We start from the raw sequence: 16,847 nt of genomic DNA on the forward strand, positions 1-16,847 counted from the left end.
ACGCGCAAGGGCACGCGGGCCCCTCCCTCTCCCCGGAGGGGCGAGGGTATGCTTTCGGAGGAGACGCTCATGTTTCTGGATGCTGAGCTGGCGACGATCGCCCTTTGCTGGCGGATCGAGCGGCGGGATGGGGTGGCGGTGGGCTTGACCGCTCATGACCGGGATTTGGTGGTGGACGGGCTGGTGCATCGGGCTGCGCCGGGGATGACTCCTTCGGCGATTCAGCGGGCGGACGGGCTGGAGGCGGATACGATGGATGTGGCGGGGGCTTTGACGAGCGCCGCGATTGGCGAGCGGGATTTGCTCAGCGGGCGCTGGGATGGGGCTCGGGTGGTGCTGTTCGCTGTGGACTGGACCGATCCGGCTTCTCGGGTGGAACTCGGGGAGGGCGTGATCGGTGCGGTCGAGTTGGGGGATGCCGGGTTTACGGCCGAGCTGCGGGGGGCGAGTGCGGCGCTGGATCGGCCTGTGGTGGAGGAGACGTCGCCGGAATGTCGCGCGGAGCTGGGGGATCGGCGGTGTCGAGTGGCGATGGCGGGGCGGCGGCGGTTTGCCCGGGTGGTCGCGTGCGTGGGGGCGGTGGTGACGCTGGACTCGAGCGCGGAGGGGCTTGGGGGTGGGCTGTTGCGCTGGTTCGGGGGGGCGAATTGTGGGTTGGAGAGTGCCGTTGCTCGGGGTGCTGGAGTGGCGGTGACTTTGCGGGCGGTGCCGGCTTTCGTGGTCAAGGCGGGGGAGCTCGTCGAGGTCGTCGAGGGGTGTGACAAGAGTCTCGCTACCTGTGCGGGGCGGTTTGGGAATGCGGTGAACTTTCGGGGGGAGCCGTTTTTGCCGGGGATCGATCTTCTTACCCGGTATCCTGGGGCTTGAGCCGGATCGCGGACGCCGCCGTCGCGGCGGTGGGGACGCGGTTTCGGTTGCATGGGCGGGGGGCGGACGGGCTCGATTGTGTCGGGCTGGTCGCGCTGGCGCTTCGGGCTGGGGGTTATCTTGGCGAAGTTCCGAGCGGGTATTCGTTGCGGGGTGGCGATTGGGGTTTGCTCGATCGGATGCTGGTGCGGGTTGCCGAGGCTGAGGCGGGCGACGTGCTGCTGATGGCGGCGGGGCCGGGGCAGATTCATCTGGGGATCAGGACGGCGGGCGGGTTCGTGCATGCGGACGCGGGGTTGCGGCGCGTGGTGGAGCGGCCGGGGATGCCGCCCTGGCCTCTGATCGGTGTGTGGCGGATGGGGGGTGTGACATGGCGACCTTGGTATTGACGGCCGTGGGGAGCGCGGTGGGCGGGGCGATCGGGGGCGCGATCGGCGCCTTGATCGGGCAGTCGGTGGATCATGCGCTGTTTGGACCCAAGCGACGCGAGGGGCCGCGGCTGGTCGAGCTGGCAGTGCAGACTTCGTCTTACGGAGCGCAGATTCCGAAATTGTTCGGGACGATGCGCGTGGCGGGGACGGTGATCTGGGCGACCGATCTGATCGAGAGTCGCGCTTCGTCTCGTTCGGGCAAGGGGCAGCCGAGTACGTCCACCTACTCTTATGCGGCGTCGTTTGCGGTGTTGTTGTCGGCTCGGGCTATTCTGGGCATTGGGCGGATCTGGGCTGAGGGGAAGCTGCTTCGGGGGGCGGCTGGGGACTTCAAGACGGCGACCGGGTTTCGGTTGCATCTTGGGGGTGAGGATCAGGCTGTGGATCCGTTGATCGCGTCTGCGGAGGGGGCGGCGACGCCGGCGTATCGGGGGGCGGCTTATGCGGTGTTCGAGATGCTGCAGCTGGCGGATTTCGGGAATCGGATTCCTTCGCTGACGTTCGAGGTGATTGCGGACGAGGGTCCGGTGCTGGTGTCGACGATCGCGAAGGCGCTGGCGGGGGAGGTTTCGGGGACGGCTCTGCTGGCGGTGGGTGGGTTTGCCGTGTCGGGCGGGAGTGTTCGGGCGGTGCTGGAGATGTTGGGGCAGGCTGGGGGCGCGTGGTTTGCTCCTGTCGGCGGCGGGTTGGTGATGCGGGATGTTGCGGGGGCGACCGTCACCGTGGCCGACGAGGGGTTTGCGGTTGAGGGGAAGGGCATGCGGCGGGCTCGGGCTGTGGCGGCGATCGAGACCGTGCCGCGGACCGTGACCGTCGGGTATTATGACGCGGCGCGGGATTATCAGGCGGGTGTTCAGCGGGCGCGGCGGCCGGGGGCTGGTATGCGTGACGTGTCCGTCGAAGTGCCGGCGGTGCTGGAGGCGGGCGCGGCGAAGACGGTGGCGGAGGCGATGCTCGCGCGGGCTGAGGCTGGGCGGGTGCGGCGGACTATCGCGGCGGGGTTCGGGGCTATGGCGATTGCGCCGGGGGCGTGCGTGACGATTGCGGGCGAGGGCGGCGTCTGGCGGGTGGCCGATGTCAGCATCGAGGGGATGGTGACGACGTTGGGGCTGGTGCCGTTGGTGGCGGCGTCGTTGCCGGCGGCTGCGACGAGCGGGCGGGTTTCGGGGGCGGTGGATGCGGTCGTCGGGGCTACGATCGTGCGGGCTTTCGAAGTTCCAGGGCTCGAGGACGCTCCGTTGAGCGCGCCGCGGATGACGGTGGTTGCGGGCGGTACGGGGGCGGCGTGGCGGCAGGCGGCTTTGCTTTACAGCGTTGATGATGGGGCGAGTTGGGTGGCGGCCGGGCCGACGGCTGCGCCTGGGGTGCTTGGGACGATTGCGGTTGTAGCATCCAGTGCACCGGTGACGCTTGTCGATCTGCGTGGGGCGTTCGAGGTGGTCCTTGCGCATGCGGAGATGGAGCTGGGGGACGCGGATGCGGCGGCGCTCGATCGCGGCGTGAACCTGGCGCTCCTGGGGGACGAGCTGGTCCAGTTCGGGCGGGCGGAACCGCTGGACGGCGCGCGGTGGCGGTTGAGCGGGTTGCTACGGGGGCGGCGGGGAACCGAGGCTGCGACTGGCGCCCAGATGGTTGGGGATCGGTTCGTGTTGCTTGAGGCGGAGGCGGCTCGGGCGTTCGACTTGCCGGTGTCGGTGTTGGGACGTGAGGTTCGCGTGATCGCCTCCGGGGTCGGTGATGATGCGCCGGTCGAGACGCGGTGCGTGATGCACGGGGCTTCGGTGGTGCCGCCTTCGCCGGTGCATCTGCGGTTCGCGACCGAGACCGATGGGAGTGCTACGGTGCGGTGGACGCGGCGGAGCAGGTCGGGTTGGCGCTGGATCGACGGGGTCGATGCGCCGCTCGTCGAAGAGGTCGAGGCGTACCGGGTGACCGTGACGGCTGGTGGAACCTCGCGCGATGTCGATGTGATAGAACCCTTTGTCTCGATCACGGCGGCGGAACGCATCGGTTCCGTGAGCATCGCAGTTCGGCAGCGCGGCGTGTTCGGAGAGTCGCTCACGGCGGAACTGATCGTACCGGCTTGATTCACCAACGGGGGAACGAATTATGAGCGACGACCGCACAGCGCGTCTGGCATTGCCGTTGTTGCAGCCTGGCCAGGCGCAGAAGGAAGCGACGCATAACGAGGCGCTGACGTTGCTGGATCTCGCGGTGCAGGCGAGCGTGACGGCGTTGGGAACCAATGTGCCGCCGGCCGCGCCGACTGCGGGCAGCGCGTGGATCGTCGGGACCGCACCGACCGGCGGCTGGGCCGGGCAGGCGCGGTCTGTCGCCGGGTGGACGGCAAGTGGGTGGCGGTTTCTGACGCCGCGCGAGGGCATGACCGTGTGGAGCATTGCCGATGGACAGTCGGTGCGGTTCGGTGCGGGCGCGTGGACGCTGGGGGTGCTGACAGGTAGCCGAGTCTCGATCGGTGGAGTCGATGTGGTCGGCGCACGGCGCGCGGCGGTTCCGGATCCGGCCGGCGGGACCGTGGTGGATGCCCAGTCGAGAGCGGCGATTGGTGCCATATTGGCAGCATTGCGCGGGCACGGATTGATTTCGGCGTAAAACACCCTGAAAACTGTGTCGTTCCAGCAACACATCCAACTTTTGTTAGCTTGCGTGGAAACAAGCCCGAGGATAGGGAGTTTGCGATGTCCGTGTGACACTCATGAAAGGGGATTTATATGCGGAAGCTTGCCGTCGTTCTGGCACTCGCCTCCACCGCACTTGCCACTCCCGCCCTCGCCCGCGACAAGTCGTGGTACGTTGGCGTCGAAGGCGGTGCGATGATCGTTGAAGACATCGACTATGATATCGGCTCGTTGAACAAGGCCGGTTCTGTCGATCATGACTATGGTTACGATGTCGATGCCGTGATGGGCTACGACTTTGGCGGTTTCCGCCTCGAAACCGAAGTCGGCTACCGCAAGGCAACCGTTGACGGCTACACGTCGTCGACGACCACGCCTGTGTTCGGTCGCACCGGCGTTCGCGGCAACGTGGGTGCTAACAACTACGACTACGCTGGTGGTTCGTCGTCGGCTCTCAGCTTCATGCTGAACGGCCTTCTGGACTTCGGTCCGGACGATGGCATCCAGGGCTTCGTCGGCGGTGGTGTTGGTGTTGCTCGCGTCAAGGCGCAGTACGCACTCAACAACAACGGCGACTTCCTGAACGACTCGGACACCGTGTTCGCGTATCAGGGCCTGGCCGGTATCCGCGCACCGCTGACCGACCACATCGACGCGACGTTGAAGTATCGTTTCTTCAACGCCGAGAACGTCAAGCTGGTCGACGTTTCGAACCGCGTGTTCGACGGTCGCTATCGTTCGCACAGCATCCTTGGTGGTGTGACGTACAACTTCGGCGAGCCTGCTGCTCCGCCGCCGCCGCCGCCGCCGCCGCCGCCTGAGCCAGTCGCTCCTCCTCCGCCGCCTGCGCCGGTCGAAGTCGTCTGCTCGCCTGGTCCGTTCATCGTGTTCTTCGAATGGGACAAGTCGGACATCACGCCTGAGGCAGCGTCGATCCTCGACAACGCCGTCACGCAGTACCAGTCGTGCGGCAACGCACAGGTCATGCTGGCAGGTCACGCCGATAAGTCGGGTTCGGCATCGTACAACGTCGGTCTGTCGCAGCGCCGCGCAGATGGCGTGAAGGCATACCTGTCTTCGCATGCCATCCCGGACAGCGTCATCTCGACGGAAGCATTCGGCGAGAGCCGTCCGCGCGTCGAGACCGCCGATGGCGTTCGCGAAGTGCAGAACCGTCGCGTGGAAGTCACCTACGGTCCGGGTTCGGGCCAGTAAGACTTTCGCCAATCGGCTCTCGGGTCGGTTACGGAATGAAGATCGGGGAGGTCGGCGCAAGCTGGCCTCCCTTTTCTTTTGTGCTTCGCGGGGGGCCAATCGCGAAAGTTCGTGGATTGGGCGAGTGTCGATTTTGTTCGCGCGGAGGCGCGGAGGCGCGGAGAGTAAGTGCTGGAGCATGCGGTCGTGCCTTCAGCCAATCCCGCTTTTGGCGAAGCCGATTATCATAGGCCGCTTGCGCGGGTGCGCTGTCCCGGTGCAATCCATCTCCGCGCCTCCGCGTCTCCGCGCGAACAAACCTTCTGTTCGATACGGCAGTACCCGAGCGGAACGTCGATATGTTCACGCTAAGGCGCAAAGGCGCGAAGAGGGTTTTGCGTGGGACGGGGTTACCTTGCTTCCCGAATCTTTAGAGTGCTTTCGCGCCTGAGCCGTCAGGGCGCAGCGTCTCGCCCGGGGTCCGACAGCTTCGCGCCTTTGTGCCTTCGCGTGAACATATCTTCTGGCTGGATACCGTGTGGGAGCGTCGTCGCGACGCCCGCGCCTTCACCCTGGCGTATCGACGCTATATTGGGGCTGAGTGAACGAGGAGAAGCAGATGAAACCGCTGATCGGACGGGACACGCGGCTGTGCATGTCGTTGTCGGCGCGGCCGGGGAATTTCGGGTCGCGGTTCCAAAACCGGCTCTACGAGCTGACCGGGCTGGATTTCGTCTACAAGGCGTTCTCGACCACCGACCTCAATGCCGCAGTCGGCGGGATCAGGGCGCTCGCCATTCGCGGGTGCGCGATCTCGATGCCGTTCAAGGAGGCGGTGATCCCGCTGCTTGACAGGTTGGCGCAGTCGGCGAGCGCGATCGACAGCGTAAATACGATCGTCAACGATGACGGCGTGCTCACCGGGCACAACACCGATTACGGCGCGGTCGTCGATCTGGTTGCGGATCTCAATCGGGCGATGCCGTTCGTGGTGCGAGGGTCCGGTGGGATGGCAAAGGCGGTCGTGGCGGCGCTCGGCGACAGCGGATTTCGTGGTGGCATCGTCGTCGCGCGGAACGAAGCAGCCGGGCGCGCGATCGCGGATCGCTATGGCTTTGCCTGGACGGCGGAAGCAGAGGGTGAGGCGGCGTTACTCGTTAACGCCACGCCCTGTGGGATGACCGGGGCGGATGCCGACGTACTGGCCTTTCCACACGCGATGATCGCGGCCTGCTCCGTAGCGTTCGACGTTGTGCAATATCCGGTCGTGACGCCGTTTCTGAAAGCTGCGGGCGAGGCGGGCAAGCGTTGCATCACCGGGGCCGACGTGGCCACGCTACAGGCGTTGCAGCAGTTCGTGCTGTATACGGGCGTGACGCCGTCGCCGGCTCAGGTAACGGACGCTGCGGACTGGGCTCGCGCGCATCCGTGAGCGAGTCAGCCGGTCGACGTTTCCGTTAGCGCAGTGGCCAGCCAGGGCGGAACGATCGCGTCGCCAAGTGCCTCGACACGGCGATGCTCCACCATCAGACCGAGTTCGGGATAGGTCACGCGTGTCCGTCCGCTCGGTTCGGTGAACGGCGCGACGATCAGCCGGCGGTTGACCTTCGAGCGGTGGTGCATCCGCGCGGTGTTCTCCTGGCCGACGTAACACCCCTTGGTGAAGCTGACGCCGTTCAGTTCGCGCGCGTTGCATTCGAGCCATAGAGTCTCGCCCGCGCCGAGTTCGCCGATGCCTTCGGTCACGCCGAGCGACAGTCGGTGCGCGCGCCAGTCGGTTGCCGGCTCGCCGGGCGGTCCCAGCCACCGGCGGCCCAGGTCCGCAAGGCGAGGGTCGGGGACGCCGCGATCGCCTTCCGGTGCCCAATGGACCGCAAGCGCGTCGGGAACGAGTGTGATCGCGCGGCGCAGGCGGTAGAGCGAGAGGCGCTTGGTCAGCGCGTCGGCCTGCGCGGCCTCGGCGTCGATCAGCACGTCGGCGCCGTCGGCCCACAGGATGAAGTCGAACAGCACCTTGCCTTGCGGCGACAGCAACGCCGCCCAGGCGGGCGCATCCGGCGTGAGCAGGGCGGTGTCGGCGGTGACCAGCCCCTGCAGAAAACCGCGTACATCTTCGCCGGCGACGCGGATCACGCTGCGGTCGGCGAGCATCGTTCCGGGAAGATCTGTGTCCATGCGTACCACCTAGTGCGTGCGCGGCGATTTCCAACCAAGGTATGATCCCGACCGAAGGCGGCATCCGCCCATGCGACGAAAACCCGCGCCCGTCCGTCTGGCGTCGCGGCACGTGCGCCGATAGGAAGGCGGTATGACCGACCGCCTCACGATCCGCCGCCCCGATGACTGGCACGTCCACCTGCGCGATGGCGCGATGCTGGAGGCGGTCGCGGGGCATACCGCGCGGCAGTTCGCGCGGGCGATCATCATGCCGAACCTGACCCCGCCGGTAACCTCGATCGAGGCTGCCAAGGCGTATCGGGGTCGGATCATGGCGGCGTTGGGCGGTGGAAAAGATGGGGGCATCGATTTCACGCCGCTGATGACATGCTACCTCACCGACGGCACCGATCCGGCGGAGTTGGAACGCGGCTATGCCGAGGGCGTGTTCACCGCGTGCAAGCTGTACCCCGCGCATGCGACGACCAACTCCGCGCACGGCGTCACCGATATTCGCGCGCTGACGGCTGTGCTGGAGACGTTGCAGCGGATCGGCATGCCGCTGTTGATCCACGGCGAGGTGACCGACAAGTCGATCGACATCTTCGACCGCGAGGCGGTGTTCGTCGAGCGCGTGCTGACGCCGCTGGTCCGCGACTATCCGGGCCTAAAGATCGTGCTGGAGCATATCACGACGGCCGAGGCGGCGGCGTTCGTGGCCGAGGCGGATCATCCGATCGCGGCGACGATCACGCCGCAGCATCTGCTGATCAACCGCAACGCACTGTTCGACGGGGGGCTGCGTCCGCACGCATACTGCCTGCCGGTGCTGAAGCGCGAGACGCATCGATTGGCGGTACGGGCAGCGGCGGTGTCGGGGTCGCCACGGTTCTTCCTGGGGACGGACAGCGCGCCGCATGTCGTCGGGGCGAAGGAGTCCGGGTGCGGGTGCGCGGGGATCTTCAACGCACCGTTCGCGCTCGAGGCGTATCTGCGCGTGTTCGACGAGGAGGGGGCGCTCGACAAGTTCGAGGGGTTCGCGTCGGAGCATGGCGCGCGGTTCTACGGATTGCCGCTGAACGAGGGGACGGTGACGTTGGTGCGGGGCGACGTCGAGGTGCCGGCGTCGATTGGCGCGGGGGAGACGGCAGTCGTACCGTTTCTCGCGGGGACCAATGTCGGGTGGCGGTTCGAGGGGTAAAATTACCTCCGACCGCAGTATGCCCCGAACGCTCCGTCATGCTGGGTTCGACCCAGGATCCAGAGCTATGCATATCGACGTTTGTGGCTCTGGATCCTGACTTTCGTCAGGATGACGAGCAGCTGGTATCTACGGCTGCAGGCCCGCCTTCAGCCGATCGAGCCACAGCCGCGCTTCCTTCTGCTCGCCGACTGCGCTGGCGCTGACTGGGCCTCGCGCGGCGAAGAAGTCGCGGTGGAGCGCGAACGGCTCAAGCATCAGGCGGTCGCGCATGGAGTCGATGTCGCTGCCCATCTCGGTGAGCGCGTCGATCGTCGGGGCGATCGCGGCGCGGACGCGGCGGTCCGGGGTGCGGTCGAACAGGCCTAGCGAACCGGCGGCGGTCTTCTCGAGGGCTGCGATCAGCGTTTCGCGGTAGTCGGTTTCGAGGTCTTCGCGCTGGGCGTCTAGACGGGCGAGGCGGTCGGGTTTTGCCATGTGTTGGGGGTAGCGTGCCTGGTGGGGGCGTCAACTTTTGGGCTTGGCTTTGGCGTTGTTCCACGAGCGAAGTCGTTGTTTGGGCGCGCGCCGTGGGCAAAGCCCACGTCGTCGGACGGGGCCTTGCCCCGCCGGCCGGGCTTGTCGGAGTCAGCCGGGCGTGGCCGGCTGCCCGACTGCGCTTAAAACGGCAACCACCTCGATTTATGTGTGATATTCATATACCCAACGTTCACCCCCGCGCGCCAGCCGACGCCGAGGCGGATCGGAATCAGGACGACGTTGCCACGGCGCAGATAGGTCGCGGCGAAACCTCCGACGAGGTACAGGCGACCTTCTACTGCTGGGAAGCGTTTGTAGAGTTCTTCGGTGTCGTACAGGTTGTAGACCAACACGAAGACCTTGTTCGCGTCGCCGCCGACGTCGAAGCCGACCGATGGACCGGTCCAGTAGACCGGCTGCTGCCCCTCGACCTTGTGGCTCATGATCCCCGAACCGTAGCGCACGCCGAGGATGAACGCGCCCGACGCCTCGCGCCCGGCGATGTACGCGTTGGGCTGACCCTGGTCCTTGAGGATGTTCTCAAGGATACCGCCGAGACCTGCGGCGCCCTTGCCGAACACGCCTTCGCCTGCCGCGAGCAGATCGTCGCGCTCATAGGTGTCGGCAGCCTGCATCGTCGCCTCGGCGCGCGTCTCCGGGGGGCGGGTGGTGGTCGTCGTGACGGGCGGGGCGGAGTCCTGGACCGGAGTCTCCGGATAGGCGGGGTCAGGCGCGGCCGGGCGCGACGGCTGCGTGGTCGCCTGCGGACGCGAGGGGGGCTGATAGGCGCGCGGCGCGAGATCGCCGTCGATCGCCTGGTTGGGATCGATCGTGCGGACCTGCGCGGACGCGGTGCCGCCGCAAACCGCTGCCGCTAGGGCACCCAGGCCAAGCCAGACGCTACGCATGTCGATCGATCCCCAAAATACCAGGGCAGTCAATGATGGCTGATTGACCATCCGAATGCCCGTCTCCGCCTAGGTTAACCAACGTCGGCCTTGCCGCGCAATGAACGAAGCGGGCGCGCGTGTCGAATTTGGGCGAATTCGGGGTGAATGACGAGAATGCGGGCAATCGGGCCGGGGCGTCGGGATGGACCCCCGATCGCCAAGACGGGGAATGCCGGAATTCGCGAGCCCGATCCATTACAGGCGTTGCCCCCCGCACCGACCCTCGCTATAGCCCCGCATCTGCTGCAGCCGGAGACGTGGGTGAGTGGCTGAAACCAGCGGTTTGCTAAACCGCCGTACCGGGTTTACTGGTACCGAGGGTTCGAATCCCTCCGTCTCCGCCAAATTGCAGGCACTTAATCTGCGACTCCCCTTATGCTCATTCCGGCTGTCGGCAAGCGGACGAGGTGTACGCATTTTAATCATCTGGACTTGCCGTCGTGTGCGGCAACGCGCTCAGTTGCGGTTCGGACATGGCCCCGCTTGCCCCTGAGGGGGGCACTTTGACCTCGTCATTGTGCCCATCTACTCAAGCCACCTGGAATTTCGGCGGCGGCAGGACCAGCCGCGTGTCGATGACGGCCTCGCCGCGAAAAAACCGTACAAGCAGGGGCCGTACATCGGGATGGGCCTCGAAGACATTGTGCCCGGCATGCTCGACGATCACCCGGGATTTATGTTGGAACTGGGCAGCCACCTCGTCCTGCTCGGCCAGTGGTGTGCGACCGTCCAGCGAACCGGCAATCAGCAGGGCGGGGTGATCGATGCGGATCGGCGCCCGGAAATCCTCGCCCAGGTCGACGCCCGGGACCGCGCCGAGCAATTGCGGCATCGGAAAGTTCAGTGTCTCGCCCAGCACGGCGGTCCGCGCCTCACGCCGTACCAGCGCTAGCCTGCGCGGCGAAATGCCGGACGCCAGATCCATTGCCTCGGGCATGCCACGCAGGCTCAGCAGATCCGCTACATCGCCCAGCAAGGGCGCCAGCACGGCAGTATTGCCGGCATCCAGTGCCAGATACAGGCTTGGCAGCATGGCGAGGGTTGAGGGATTGGCAATCAGCCCGCCTGCCAGCATCTGGACCCCGAAGCCGCCCATCATGATCTCGGCCGGTGCGCCCTTCAACATGACCTTCGTTAAGACCGGACGCGCCTCCATTCGGCCGTGCACGCGGCGCATCATGGCCAGCAGGTCCGGCACTGCCGCGCGGGCGGCGGGGTCAGCATTCAACAGCGCGTCCACCTGACGCAGATACGCATCGACCCGCGCCGGTCGCTTCACTGTCTGGTCCTGGCCCTCCAGGCTGGACAATGCCACGCGGTTCACTCTGTCACCGTGTCGTTTGAGTACGCTCAGCGCCAGGTGCGAGCCGTAGCTGGTGCCCCATAGATCGATCTTCTCCGCGCGCAGGTGACGGCGCAGATCGTCGATATCGTCGGCGCTCTGTTCGGTATTGTAGCCAGCCATGGCCACGCCTGCCGTCGTCCAGTCTGACCATGCGGCCTGAAGTTCCGAGCGGTAATAGGATGTTAGTCCGGCCTCGGTGAATATCGGCGGTGGGCGGGTCGCGGCCGGCCGCTCCGGGATGGAACTGGACATCCCCGTGCCGCGCTGATCGAAGGCGATGACGTCGGCGACCGCCCGAAGCGCCATGAAGATTGGGAAGCGCGGTCCGGTCGCTGCGCCTGACCCCTCGCCACCGGGGCCCCCCGCCAGATAGACGATCGGTGGGCCCGGACGTGCTGCCGTCGATGCGAAACGGATATAGCCCAACCGGATCTTTCGCGAACTGGGATCGCGGCGATCCTCCGGCACGTCGAAGAAGCCCCGTTCGGCATCGGTCTCCTCGCCGCGCCGATCCTTAAAGCGGAAGGGACCAGCCTGCGACGGAGATGCCGTCTGTGCTGAGGCCCGGGCGAGCGCCAGGGTGGGAAGGGCAAGGGCGGCGGCGGTGAGCACGGCGCGGCGATTGAGCGATATGTGGTTCATACCTCTTGCTGCACCGTTCCCGGCGGCCGCCGCCATCCCGGTTCGGTCAGTGGCGTCCGCTCATCGGCGAATGGCGGTGCATCTCGGCGAGCGGCGGATTAGAGAGGCGGGATGTGGCGAATCCTCCTCACCATGCTTTTGATGAGCTTGGCCACTGCGGGCCGGGCGCAGGATATGCCGTGGCAAACCTGTCACGGTACGGTCGGTCCGGCCGGCCCGGTGTTGAGCGATTGCCGCTCGGTCCAGGATTTCGTCGACCCTCAAGGCCGCGAGCTCTGGATCCGCTCCGTCATCGATGCGCCTGCCAGGTCACAGCCCCGCGCCCTGTATGTGGCAGGCGTGGCGTCGTCTGAGGCGTGGCTTAACGGCCAGCGCCTCGGCGCGAATGGCCGCCCCGGCGCGACGGCACAGGCCGAGGTGGCCGGGCGATACCAGGCGATCTTTCCGATCCGCGAGACCGCGTGGCGACCGGGCGGGAACATGCTGGTCCTGCATCTGTCGTCCTTCCATGGCGGCCTCCATTTCGACCGGCCGATGAGCGCCATGGGCGTCTGGTCCTATCCCTTTCGGCCACGCACCGTGCCTCTGGCCATCACCTTCATCGCGGCGGGCGCCCTGCTGGCGGGGGCTTTCGGCTTCGGCGTCATTCACGCCATGCGCCGCACCGGCTCCAGCTTGGCCCTGACTGCGATGGCCGCGGTCGCCGCGCTGCAGGCCATCGTCGAGAGTCTGCGGACGCTGTTCGACTATTCCTATCCGTTGCACGCCTTGCGGATGAGCGCCATCTGGGTGCTGGCTGCCGCCTTCGCGATCCTGCTGGTGGCCTATGTCGCGACTCGATTCCTGCACAGAGCGCGCGGCCTGATGATCGGGCTCGCGCTGGGCGGGGTCGGCGCCACGGCCCTGCTTCCCGGTTTCGATATGAAAACGGTCTCGGCGTTGATCCTGGGGGCGGTGCTTGCCGCAGTGCCGGCTGCCGCGGGCGTGCGCCAGCGCGTCCGCGGCGCGCGGCCGGTTCTGGCCTGGCTGGCGCTGTTCCTGGCGCTGGCGCTTGGATTTCCCGCATGGCTGGCCGATCTTTCCTACTTCCTGCTCGCCGCCGGCCTGGTGCTGCCGTTGCTGGCGGTCGAGGTGGTGCGGCTGGGCCGCGACGACCGCGACCGGGAGGCCGCCCTGACCCGTGCCGCCACCCGCCCCGATCGGTTGACCGTGGCTTCCGCGCGTGGCGTCGAGTTGGTACCGATCGCGGAGATCCTGGCCGTGGTTGGGGCCGACGATTATGTCGAACTGCGGCTGGTCGGCGGTCGCAGCCTGCTGCACGCCGCTCGTCTCGACGGCTTGGCGACCCAGTTGCCAGCGAACTTCCTGCGAATCCACCGGTCGGTGATCGCCAATTTGGCCAAAGTGCAGCGGCTCGAGCGGGACGGCGACCGCTGGCGACTGCACCTTAGCGAGGGTGCACCGGTACCCGTCAGCCGCTCGAGACAACCTGCTGTACGCGAAGCCCTGGATGTTACCCGTTCGTAGCGTAGAGGGCGTACTTCTCGTGCCGTGAAAGGACCCAATGGGATCAATCGTCACGGGACAACGGACAACCCGGCATCAGAGATCGGGCTCGCCTCAACAAGCTCCTTGAGCGGTCGCTCGGTCGTCGGTTCCGAGCCCCGCGGCTAGGCGGGACCCACTTTGGATCCGACATGAACAAAAGTCTGAAGCCGGGACGCCGAAACGCCTCGTGACTGGCTGCGATTGGGTCGTCGCGCTGCCAGCATCGTCGCCGGCGCGAGAGGCTTACTGGAGCGACATAAGCTGACGTGTCGGGCGTGTCTGATCGTGCCTGACCGGCTGGAATTAGGCCGCAAGCAGGCTGATGGTAGCGCGGTTGCGGCCGTCGCGCTTGGATTGATACAGTGCCATGTCTGCCGCTTGAATGAGTGTGGAGCCGTCGCGGTCCATGGCGTCGGACCAGGTCGCGATGCCGAATGACATGCTGGTCGAGCCCAGCGTGCGGTTGCCGTGGCGGACGTTCAACTCGGCGATCGCCTGACGTACGATCTCGACGCGCCCGGCAAGCGCCTCCGCCGTCGTACCCGGCGCGATGATCGTGAACTCCTCGCCGCCGAAGCGGCAGACAACGTCGCCGTCGCGGAATCGGCTGCGCATTTCTGCGGCTACCGTCTGCAGCACGGCGTCGCCAGCATCGTGGCCGAACTCGTCGTTGAACCGCTTGAAATGATCGATGTCGCACATGACGAGGCTCAGCGGACCGCTAGCACGGGCTGCGCGGGCGATCTCCAGCTTCAACGCCTCTTCCATGTAGCGACGGTTGAACAGGCCGGTCAGTGGATCGCGGATCGTCTGCTCGCGCAGCGATCGCTGCAGGCGGTGGTTCACCAGCGCAGACGCGATGTTCTCGGTCAGCACGCTCATCCGGAAGCGGTTCTCGGCTTCGATCCGCCCTTGCAGATAGAGCACGCCGATGACCTCGCCACCCGCCAGCAACGGTTCGCAGTGATAGACCTCGTCCTCGGCTACGTGACCGCAGACGATTTCGCGGCTGGGATCTTCGACGGAGTGGCTCTGGCCGCGGCGTAGCGCCCAGCATCGTTCGGGCGCAAAGCCGTCGATCGCCACGGTGATGCCACCCCAGTTCGCGACAGGCACCAGGCAGTTGCGCGAATTATTGTGCGCATACAGCGCGCCCGGGATGGCCGGGAGCACCTGCGGCACGAATACCCGGATAATCTGTGCCAGCTCGTCGTCGGTACGCGCGGCCTGCATGCGATGCGCCATGCCGCCGAGCAGTTCGATCACGTCGCCACGTTCCCGAAGCGTCCTGGTATTCCGCTCCAGTTCCGTATTGACGATCTGCAACTGGCGCTCGCTTGCACCCTGGTCGGCGACGGCGCCCTCCAGTCTGTCGGCCATCGCATTGTAGCCCGTGGCGAGACGGGTAAATTCGCGTGAGCCCATCGCGATGTCGATGCGCGCCTCCTGCTCGCCACTTCCCAGCGCGGTCATGGCGCGCATCATGGTATCCAGCGGGCGGCGGATCGCCCGTACCAACAATGCAAAGCTGCCGACGACGAGAAGCGCGACGGCGATCGCACCGAGGATGGCGAGCCTTTTGCCGCTGCGCAGGCGTTGCACCGCGGCATCCTGCCGCATGGTCTGCAGCGCGCGTTCCTCATCGAGGAAGCCATTGGCCCGCACGCTGATCGCATCCATCAATTCCCGCCCCCGGCCACTCGCGATGATCGCGACCGCCCCGGAAAAATCACCGCGACGGGCACGATCGAGCGGCTGCAACAGGAAGGCGGAGCGCTCCTTCATCAGCGACGCGATCTCCTGCGCGCGTGCGTGCTGAAGCTGGTTGTCGTCGGTCTGCTCAACCACTTTCGCGATGGTCTGGGCGGCGCTGTCGACACGTTCGGCGAAAGACCGGGCATAGGCCGGATTGCGGGTGATGACGAAGCCGCGCTGGCCGGACTCGGCTTCGCGCAGGTCGCCCAGTGCAGCCTCAGTTGTCTCGATGATCCCGGCGGAATGCGCGGCCCAGTGGACGCTCTGGCTGGCCTGATACGACGCGTCGGCGAGCAGCCCCGCCAAGGACCCCAGCGCCAGCAGGACGATGAGCCCGATCGCGGCGATACGTGCGGTTAGCGAGACGAACATCGCAGCATGCTTAACGGCAAGGACTTAGCGTTTGGTTACTCGGCATTATGCGTCGCACCGGTCTTGCTTAGTCGGGATCGTCGGTGATCTCGTGAGGCATAGCGCGGGGTTTCGGACGCGCGAGGCCAACACGAGCCTCGGAAACCTTGTGCCATGGAGATGAGTTGTTCGCGGACTAGCTGCGAGACGTTTATGCGCCTGATTGCGATCGAAGAACATATCCTGCCGCTGAACGTCCGGGAGGCCTGGGCGTCCGCACCACCGCCGTACGACCCCGTATCTGCCATCGCAGACGGGGGCGAAACCGGCGATCGCCTAGCCGATCTCGGCGAAGGTCGTCTTGCGCTGATGGACGAGCAGGGCGTCGACGTACAGGTGCTGTCCCTCACCACGCCAGGGCTTCACAACCTCGAGCCCGGACCGGCCGTAGAGACGGCTCGCCGCGTCAACGATCTGATCGCGGAGACGTGCGCCCGTCATCCCAGTCGCTTCCAAGGTTTTGCGGCCTTGCCCACTTCCGATCCAGAAGCCGCGCCCCGCGAGCTAGAGCGTGCCGTTCGCGATCTTGGTCTGAAAGGCGCATTGCTGTGCGGGCGCACACGCGACCGACATCTCGATCATCCCGCCCTCAGACCCATGCCGACCAAGGCAGCGGAGCTTGGCGTCCCCCTGTTTATTCATCCCCAGACCCCGTCGCCGGCGGTGCGCGAGGCCACCTACTCGGGGATTGGTGAGCGGGCGGACCTCGCTCTCGCTGCCTTCGGCCTAGGCTGGCATTATGAGGCAGGACTGGAATGGGTGCGGCTCGCAGCGGCTGGGATTTTCGACGAGCTTCCCGGCCTTCAGATCATCCTCGGTCACTGGGGCGAGGTGGTACTGTTCTATCTCGAGCGCACTGCGGCCGTCCTTGGCCGCGCGCTCGAGCTCGACCGGCCACTCGGCGAGTACGCGCGCCGCAACCTATACGTGACGGGAAGCGGCATGTGGAGCGAGTCATACCTCAGTCGTTGCCTGGAGATCGTCGGGCCTGATCGCCTGCTCTTCTCGACCGACTTTCCCTACCAATATCGTCCTGGCGGCGAGCCGCGGCGGTTCATCGACACCGTCGACCTCGACGATGCGGCGCGCCGCGGGCTCGCTTTTGCAAACTGGGAGCGACTGACTGGGGCGGCAAGCACCTAAGTCCGACAGCATTTCCGTTTGTTCGAACACGCACGGCGCCGGCAA

14 protein-coding genes and 1 tRNA gene are annotated in these 16,847 nt (G+C 66.3%); 10 read left to right on the plus strand and 5 right to left on the minus strand.

Annotated features, from left to right (window positions below; all coding sequences use genetic code 11):
* Positions 1–48: 48 nt before the first annotated feature.
* The 6 genes from O6X71_RS06730 (at position 49) to O6X71_RS06755 (ending at position 6,563) form a co-directional block, all read left to right on the plus strand.
* A complete protein-coding gene (locus O6X71_RS06730) occupies positions 49–867 on the plus strand; it encodes a DUF2163 domain-containing protein (protein ID WP_353465123.1) in 819 nt (272 codons plus the stop codon).
* Positions 864–1,256, plus strand: a complete 393-nt coding sequence (locus O6X71_RS06735) for a peptidoglycan endopeptidase (protein WP_353465124.1) — start codon at positions 864–866, stop codon at positions 1,254–1,256. The genes O6X71_RS06730 and O6X71_RS06735 overlap by 4 nt, the downstream gene beginning before the upstream one ends.
* Positions 1,238–3,385 (plus strand): phage tail protein, encoded by a 2,148-nt coding sequence (locus O6X71_RS06740; RefSeq protein ID WP_353465125.1) that lies wholly within the window; start codon positions 1,238–1,240, stop codon positions 3,383–3,385. Before O6X71_RS06735 ends, O6X71_RS06740 begins: the two co-directional genes overlap by 19 nt.
* Before the next feature lie 22 nt (positions 3,386–3,407).
* Positions 3,408–3,911, plus strand: coding sequence for a DUF2793 domain-containing protein (locus O6X71_RS06745; RefSeq protein ID WP_353465126.1), 504 nt, complete (start codon positions 3,408–3,410; stop codon positions 3,909–3,911).
* A 119-nt stretch (positions 3,912–4,030) separates the two neighbouring features.
* Positions 4,031–5,152, plus strand: a complete 1,122-nt coding sequence (locus O6X71_RS06750) for an OmpA family protein (protein WP_353465127.1) — start codon at positions 4,031–4,033, stop codon at positions 5,150–5,152.
* A gap of 598 nt (positions 5,153–5,750) precedes the next feature.
* Entirely contained in the window at positions 5,751–6,563 is an 813-nt protein-coding gene (locus tag O6X71_RS06755) for a shikimate 5-dehydrogenase (RefSeq protein ID WP_353465129.1), read from the plus strand.
* Between the two features lie 5 nt (positions 6,564–6,568).
* Here O6X71_RS06755 and O6X71_RS06760 read toward each other — a convergent pair whose 3' ends face one another.
* Positions 6,569–7,306 (minus strand): YgfZ/GcvT domain-containing protein, encoded by a 738-nt coding sequence (locus O6X71_RS06760; RefSeq protein WP_353465131.1) that lies wholly within the window; start codon positions 7,304–7,306, stop codon positions 6,569–6,571.
* 133 nt (positions 7,307–7,439) lie between these two features.
* Between O6X71_RS06760 and pyrC the strand changes: the two genes are divergently transcribed.
* Positions 7,440–8,489 carry a dihydroorotase gene (gene pyrC / locus O6X71_RS06765; protein ID WP_353465133.1) on the plus strand — a complete coding sequence of 350 codons (1,050 nt, stop codon included), beginning with the start codon at positions 7,440–7,442 and terminating at the stop codon, positions 8,487–8,489.
* 129 nt (positions 8,490–8,618) lie between these two features.
* On the opposite strand, the gene O6X71_RS06770 is transcribed toward pyrC, so the two are convergent.
* Positions 8,619–8,966 carry a hypothetical protein gene (locus tag O6X71_RS06770; protein ID WP_353465135.1) on the minus strand — a complete coding sequence of 116 codons (348 nt, stop codon included), beginning with the start codon at positions 8,964–8,966 and terminating at the stop codon, positions 8,619–8,621.
* Positions 8,967–9,148: 182 nt separating this feature from the next.
* Positions 9,149–9,916 (minus strand): DUF1134 domain-containing protein, encoded by a 768-nt coding sequence (locus O6X71_RS06775; protein ID WP_353465137.1) that lies wholly within the window; start codon positions 9,914–9,916, stop codon positions 9,149–9,151.
* Between the two features lie 293 nt (positions 9,917–10,209).
* Between O6X71_RS06775 and O6X71_RS06780 the strand changes: the two genes are divergently transcribed.
* A tRNA-Ser gene (locus tag O6X71_RS06780) sits at positions 10,210–10,302 on the plus strand.
* Between the two features lie 185 nt (positions 10,303–10,487).
* On the opposite strand, the gene O6X71_RS06785 is transcribed toward O6X71_RS06780, so the two are convergent.
* Positions 10,488–11,915, minus strand: a complete 1,428-nt coding sequence (locus O6X71_RS06785) for an alpha/beta fold hydrolase (protein WP_353465138.1) — start codon at positions 11,913–11,915, stop codon at positions 10,488–10,490.
* Between the two features lie 141 nt (positions 11,916–12,056).
* Between O6X71_RS06785 and O6X71_RS06790 the strand changes: the two genes are divergently transcribed.
* Positions 12,057–13,472 carry a LytR/AlgR family response regulator transcription factor gene (locus O6X71_RS06790; protein WP_353465139.1) on the plus strand — a complete coding sequence of 472 codons (1,416 nt, stop codon included), beginning with the start codon at positions 12,057–12,059 and terminating at the stop codon, positions 13,470–13,472.
* A 324-nt stretch (positions 13,473–13,796) separates the two neighbouring features.
* Here the strand turns inward: O6X71_RS06790 and O6X71_RS06795 are convergent, their stop codons facing one another.
* On the minus strand, positions 13,797–15,554 hold the full coding sequence (locus O6X71_RS06795; RefSeq protein ID WP_353465140.1) for a diguanylate cyclase: 1,758 nt from the start codon (positions 15,552–15,554) through the stop codon (positions 13,797–13,799).
* Positions 15,555–15,812: 258 nt separating this feature from the next.
* Between O6X71_RS06795 and O6X71_RS06800 the strand changes: the two genes are divergently transcribed.
* Positions 15,813–16,802 carry an amidohydrolase family protein gene (locus tag O6X71_RS06800; protein WP_353465141.1) on the plus strand — a complete coding sequence of 330 codons (990 nt, stop codon included), beginning with the start codon at positions 15,813–15,815 and terminating at the stop codon, positions 16,800–16,802.
* Positions 16,803–16,847: the final 45 nt, after the last annotated feature.

It is taken from the genome of Sphingomonas faeni (assembly GCF_040407505.1).
Classification (GTDB): domain Bacteria; phylum Pseudomonadota; class Alphaproteobacteria; order Sphingomonadales; family Sphingomonadaceae; genus Sphingomonas; species Sphingomonas faeni_E.

Bases quoted from the DNA above. Each gene is read 5' to 3' on its own strand.
- O6X71_RS06730 (WP_353465123.1), top strand. From the start codon at position 49: ATGCTTTCGGAGGAGACGCTCATGTTTCTGGATGCTGAGCTGGCGACG.
- O6X71_RS06740 (WP_353465125.1), top strand. From the start codon at position 1,238: ATGGCGACCTTGGTATTGACGGCCGTGGGGAGCGCGGTGGGCGGGGCG.
- O6X71_RS06745 (WP_353465126.1), top strand. From the start codon at position 3,408: ATGAGCGACGACCGCACAGCGCGTCTGGCATTGCCGTTGTTGCAGCCT.
- O6X71_RS06750 (WP_353465127.1), top strand. From the start codon at position 4,031: ATGCGGAAGCTTGCCGTCGTTCTGGCACTCGCCTCCACCGCACTTGCC.
- O6X71_RS06755 (WP_353465129.1), top strand. From the start codon at position 5,751: ATGAAACCGCTGATCGGACGGGACACGCGGCTGTGCATGTCGTTGTCG.
- O6X71_RS06760 (WP_353465131.1), bottom strand. From the start codon at position 7,306: ATGGACACAGATCTTCCCGGAACGATGCTCGCCGACCGCAGCGTGATC.
- pyrC (WP_353465133.1), top strand. From the start codon at position 7,440: ATGACCGACCGCCTCACGATCCGCCGCCCCGATGACTGGCACGTCCAC.
- O6X71_RS06770 (WP_353465135.1), bottom strand. From the start codon at position 8,966: ATGGCAAAACCCGACCGCCTCGCCCGTCTAGACGCCCAGCGCGAAGAC.
- O6X71_RS06775 (WP_353465137.1), bottom strand. From the start codon at position 9,916: ATGCGTAGCGTCTGGCTTGGCCTGGGTGCCCTAGCGGCAGCGGTTTGC.
- O6X71_RS06790 (WP_353465139.1), top strand. From the start codon at position 12,057: ATGTGGCGAATCCTCCTCACCATGCTTTTGATGAGCTTGGCCACTGCG.
- O6X71_RS06800 (WP_353465141.1), top strand. From the start codon at position 15,813: ATGCGCCTGATTGCGATCGAAGAACATATCCTGCCGCTGAACGTCCGG.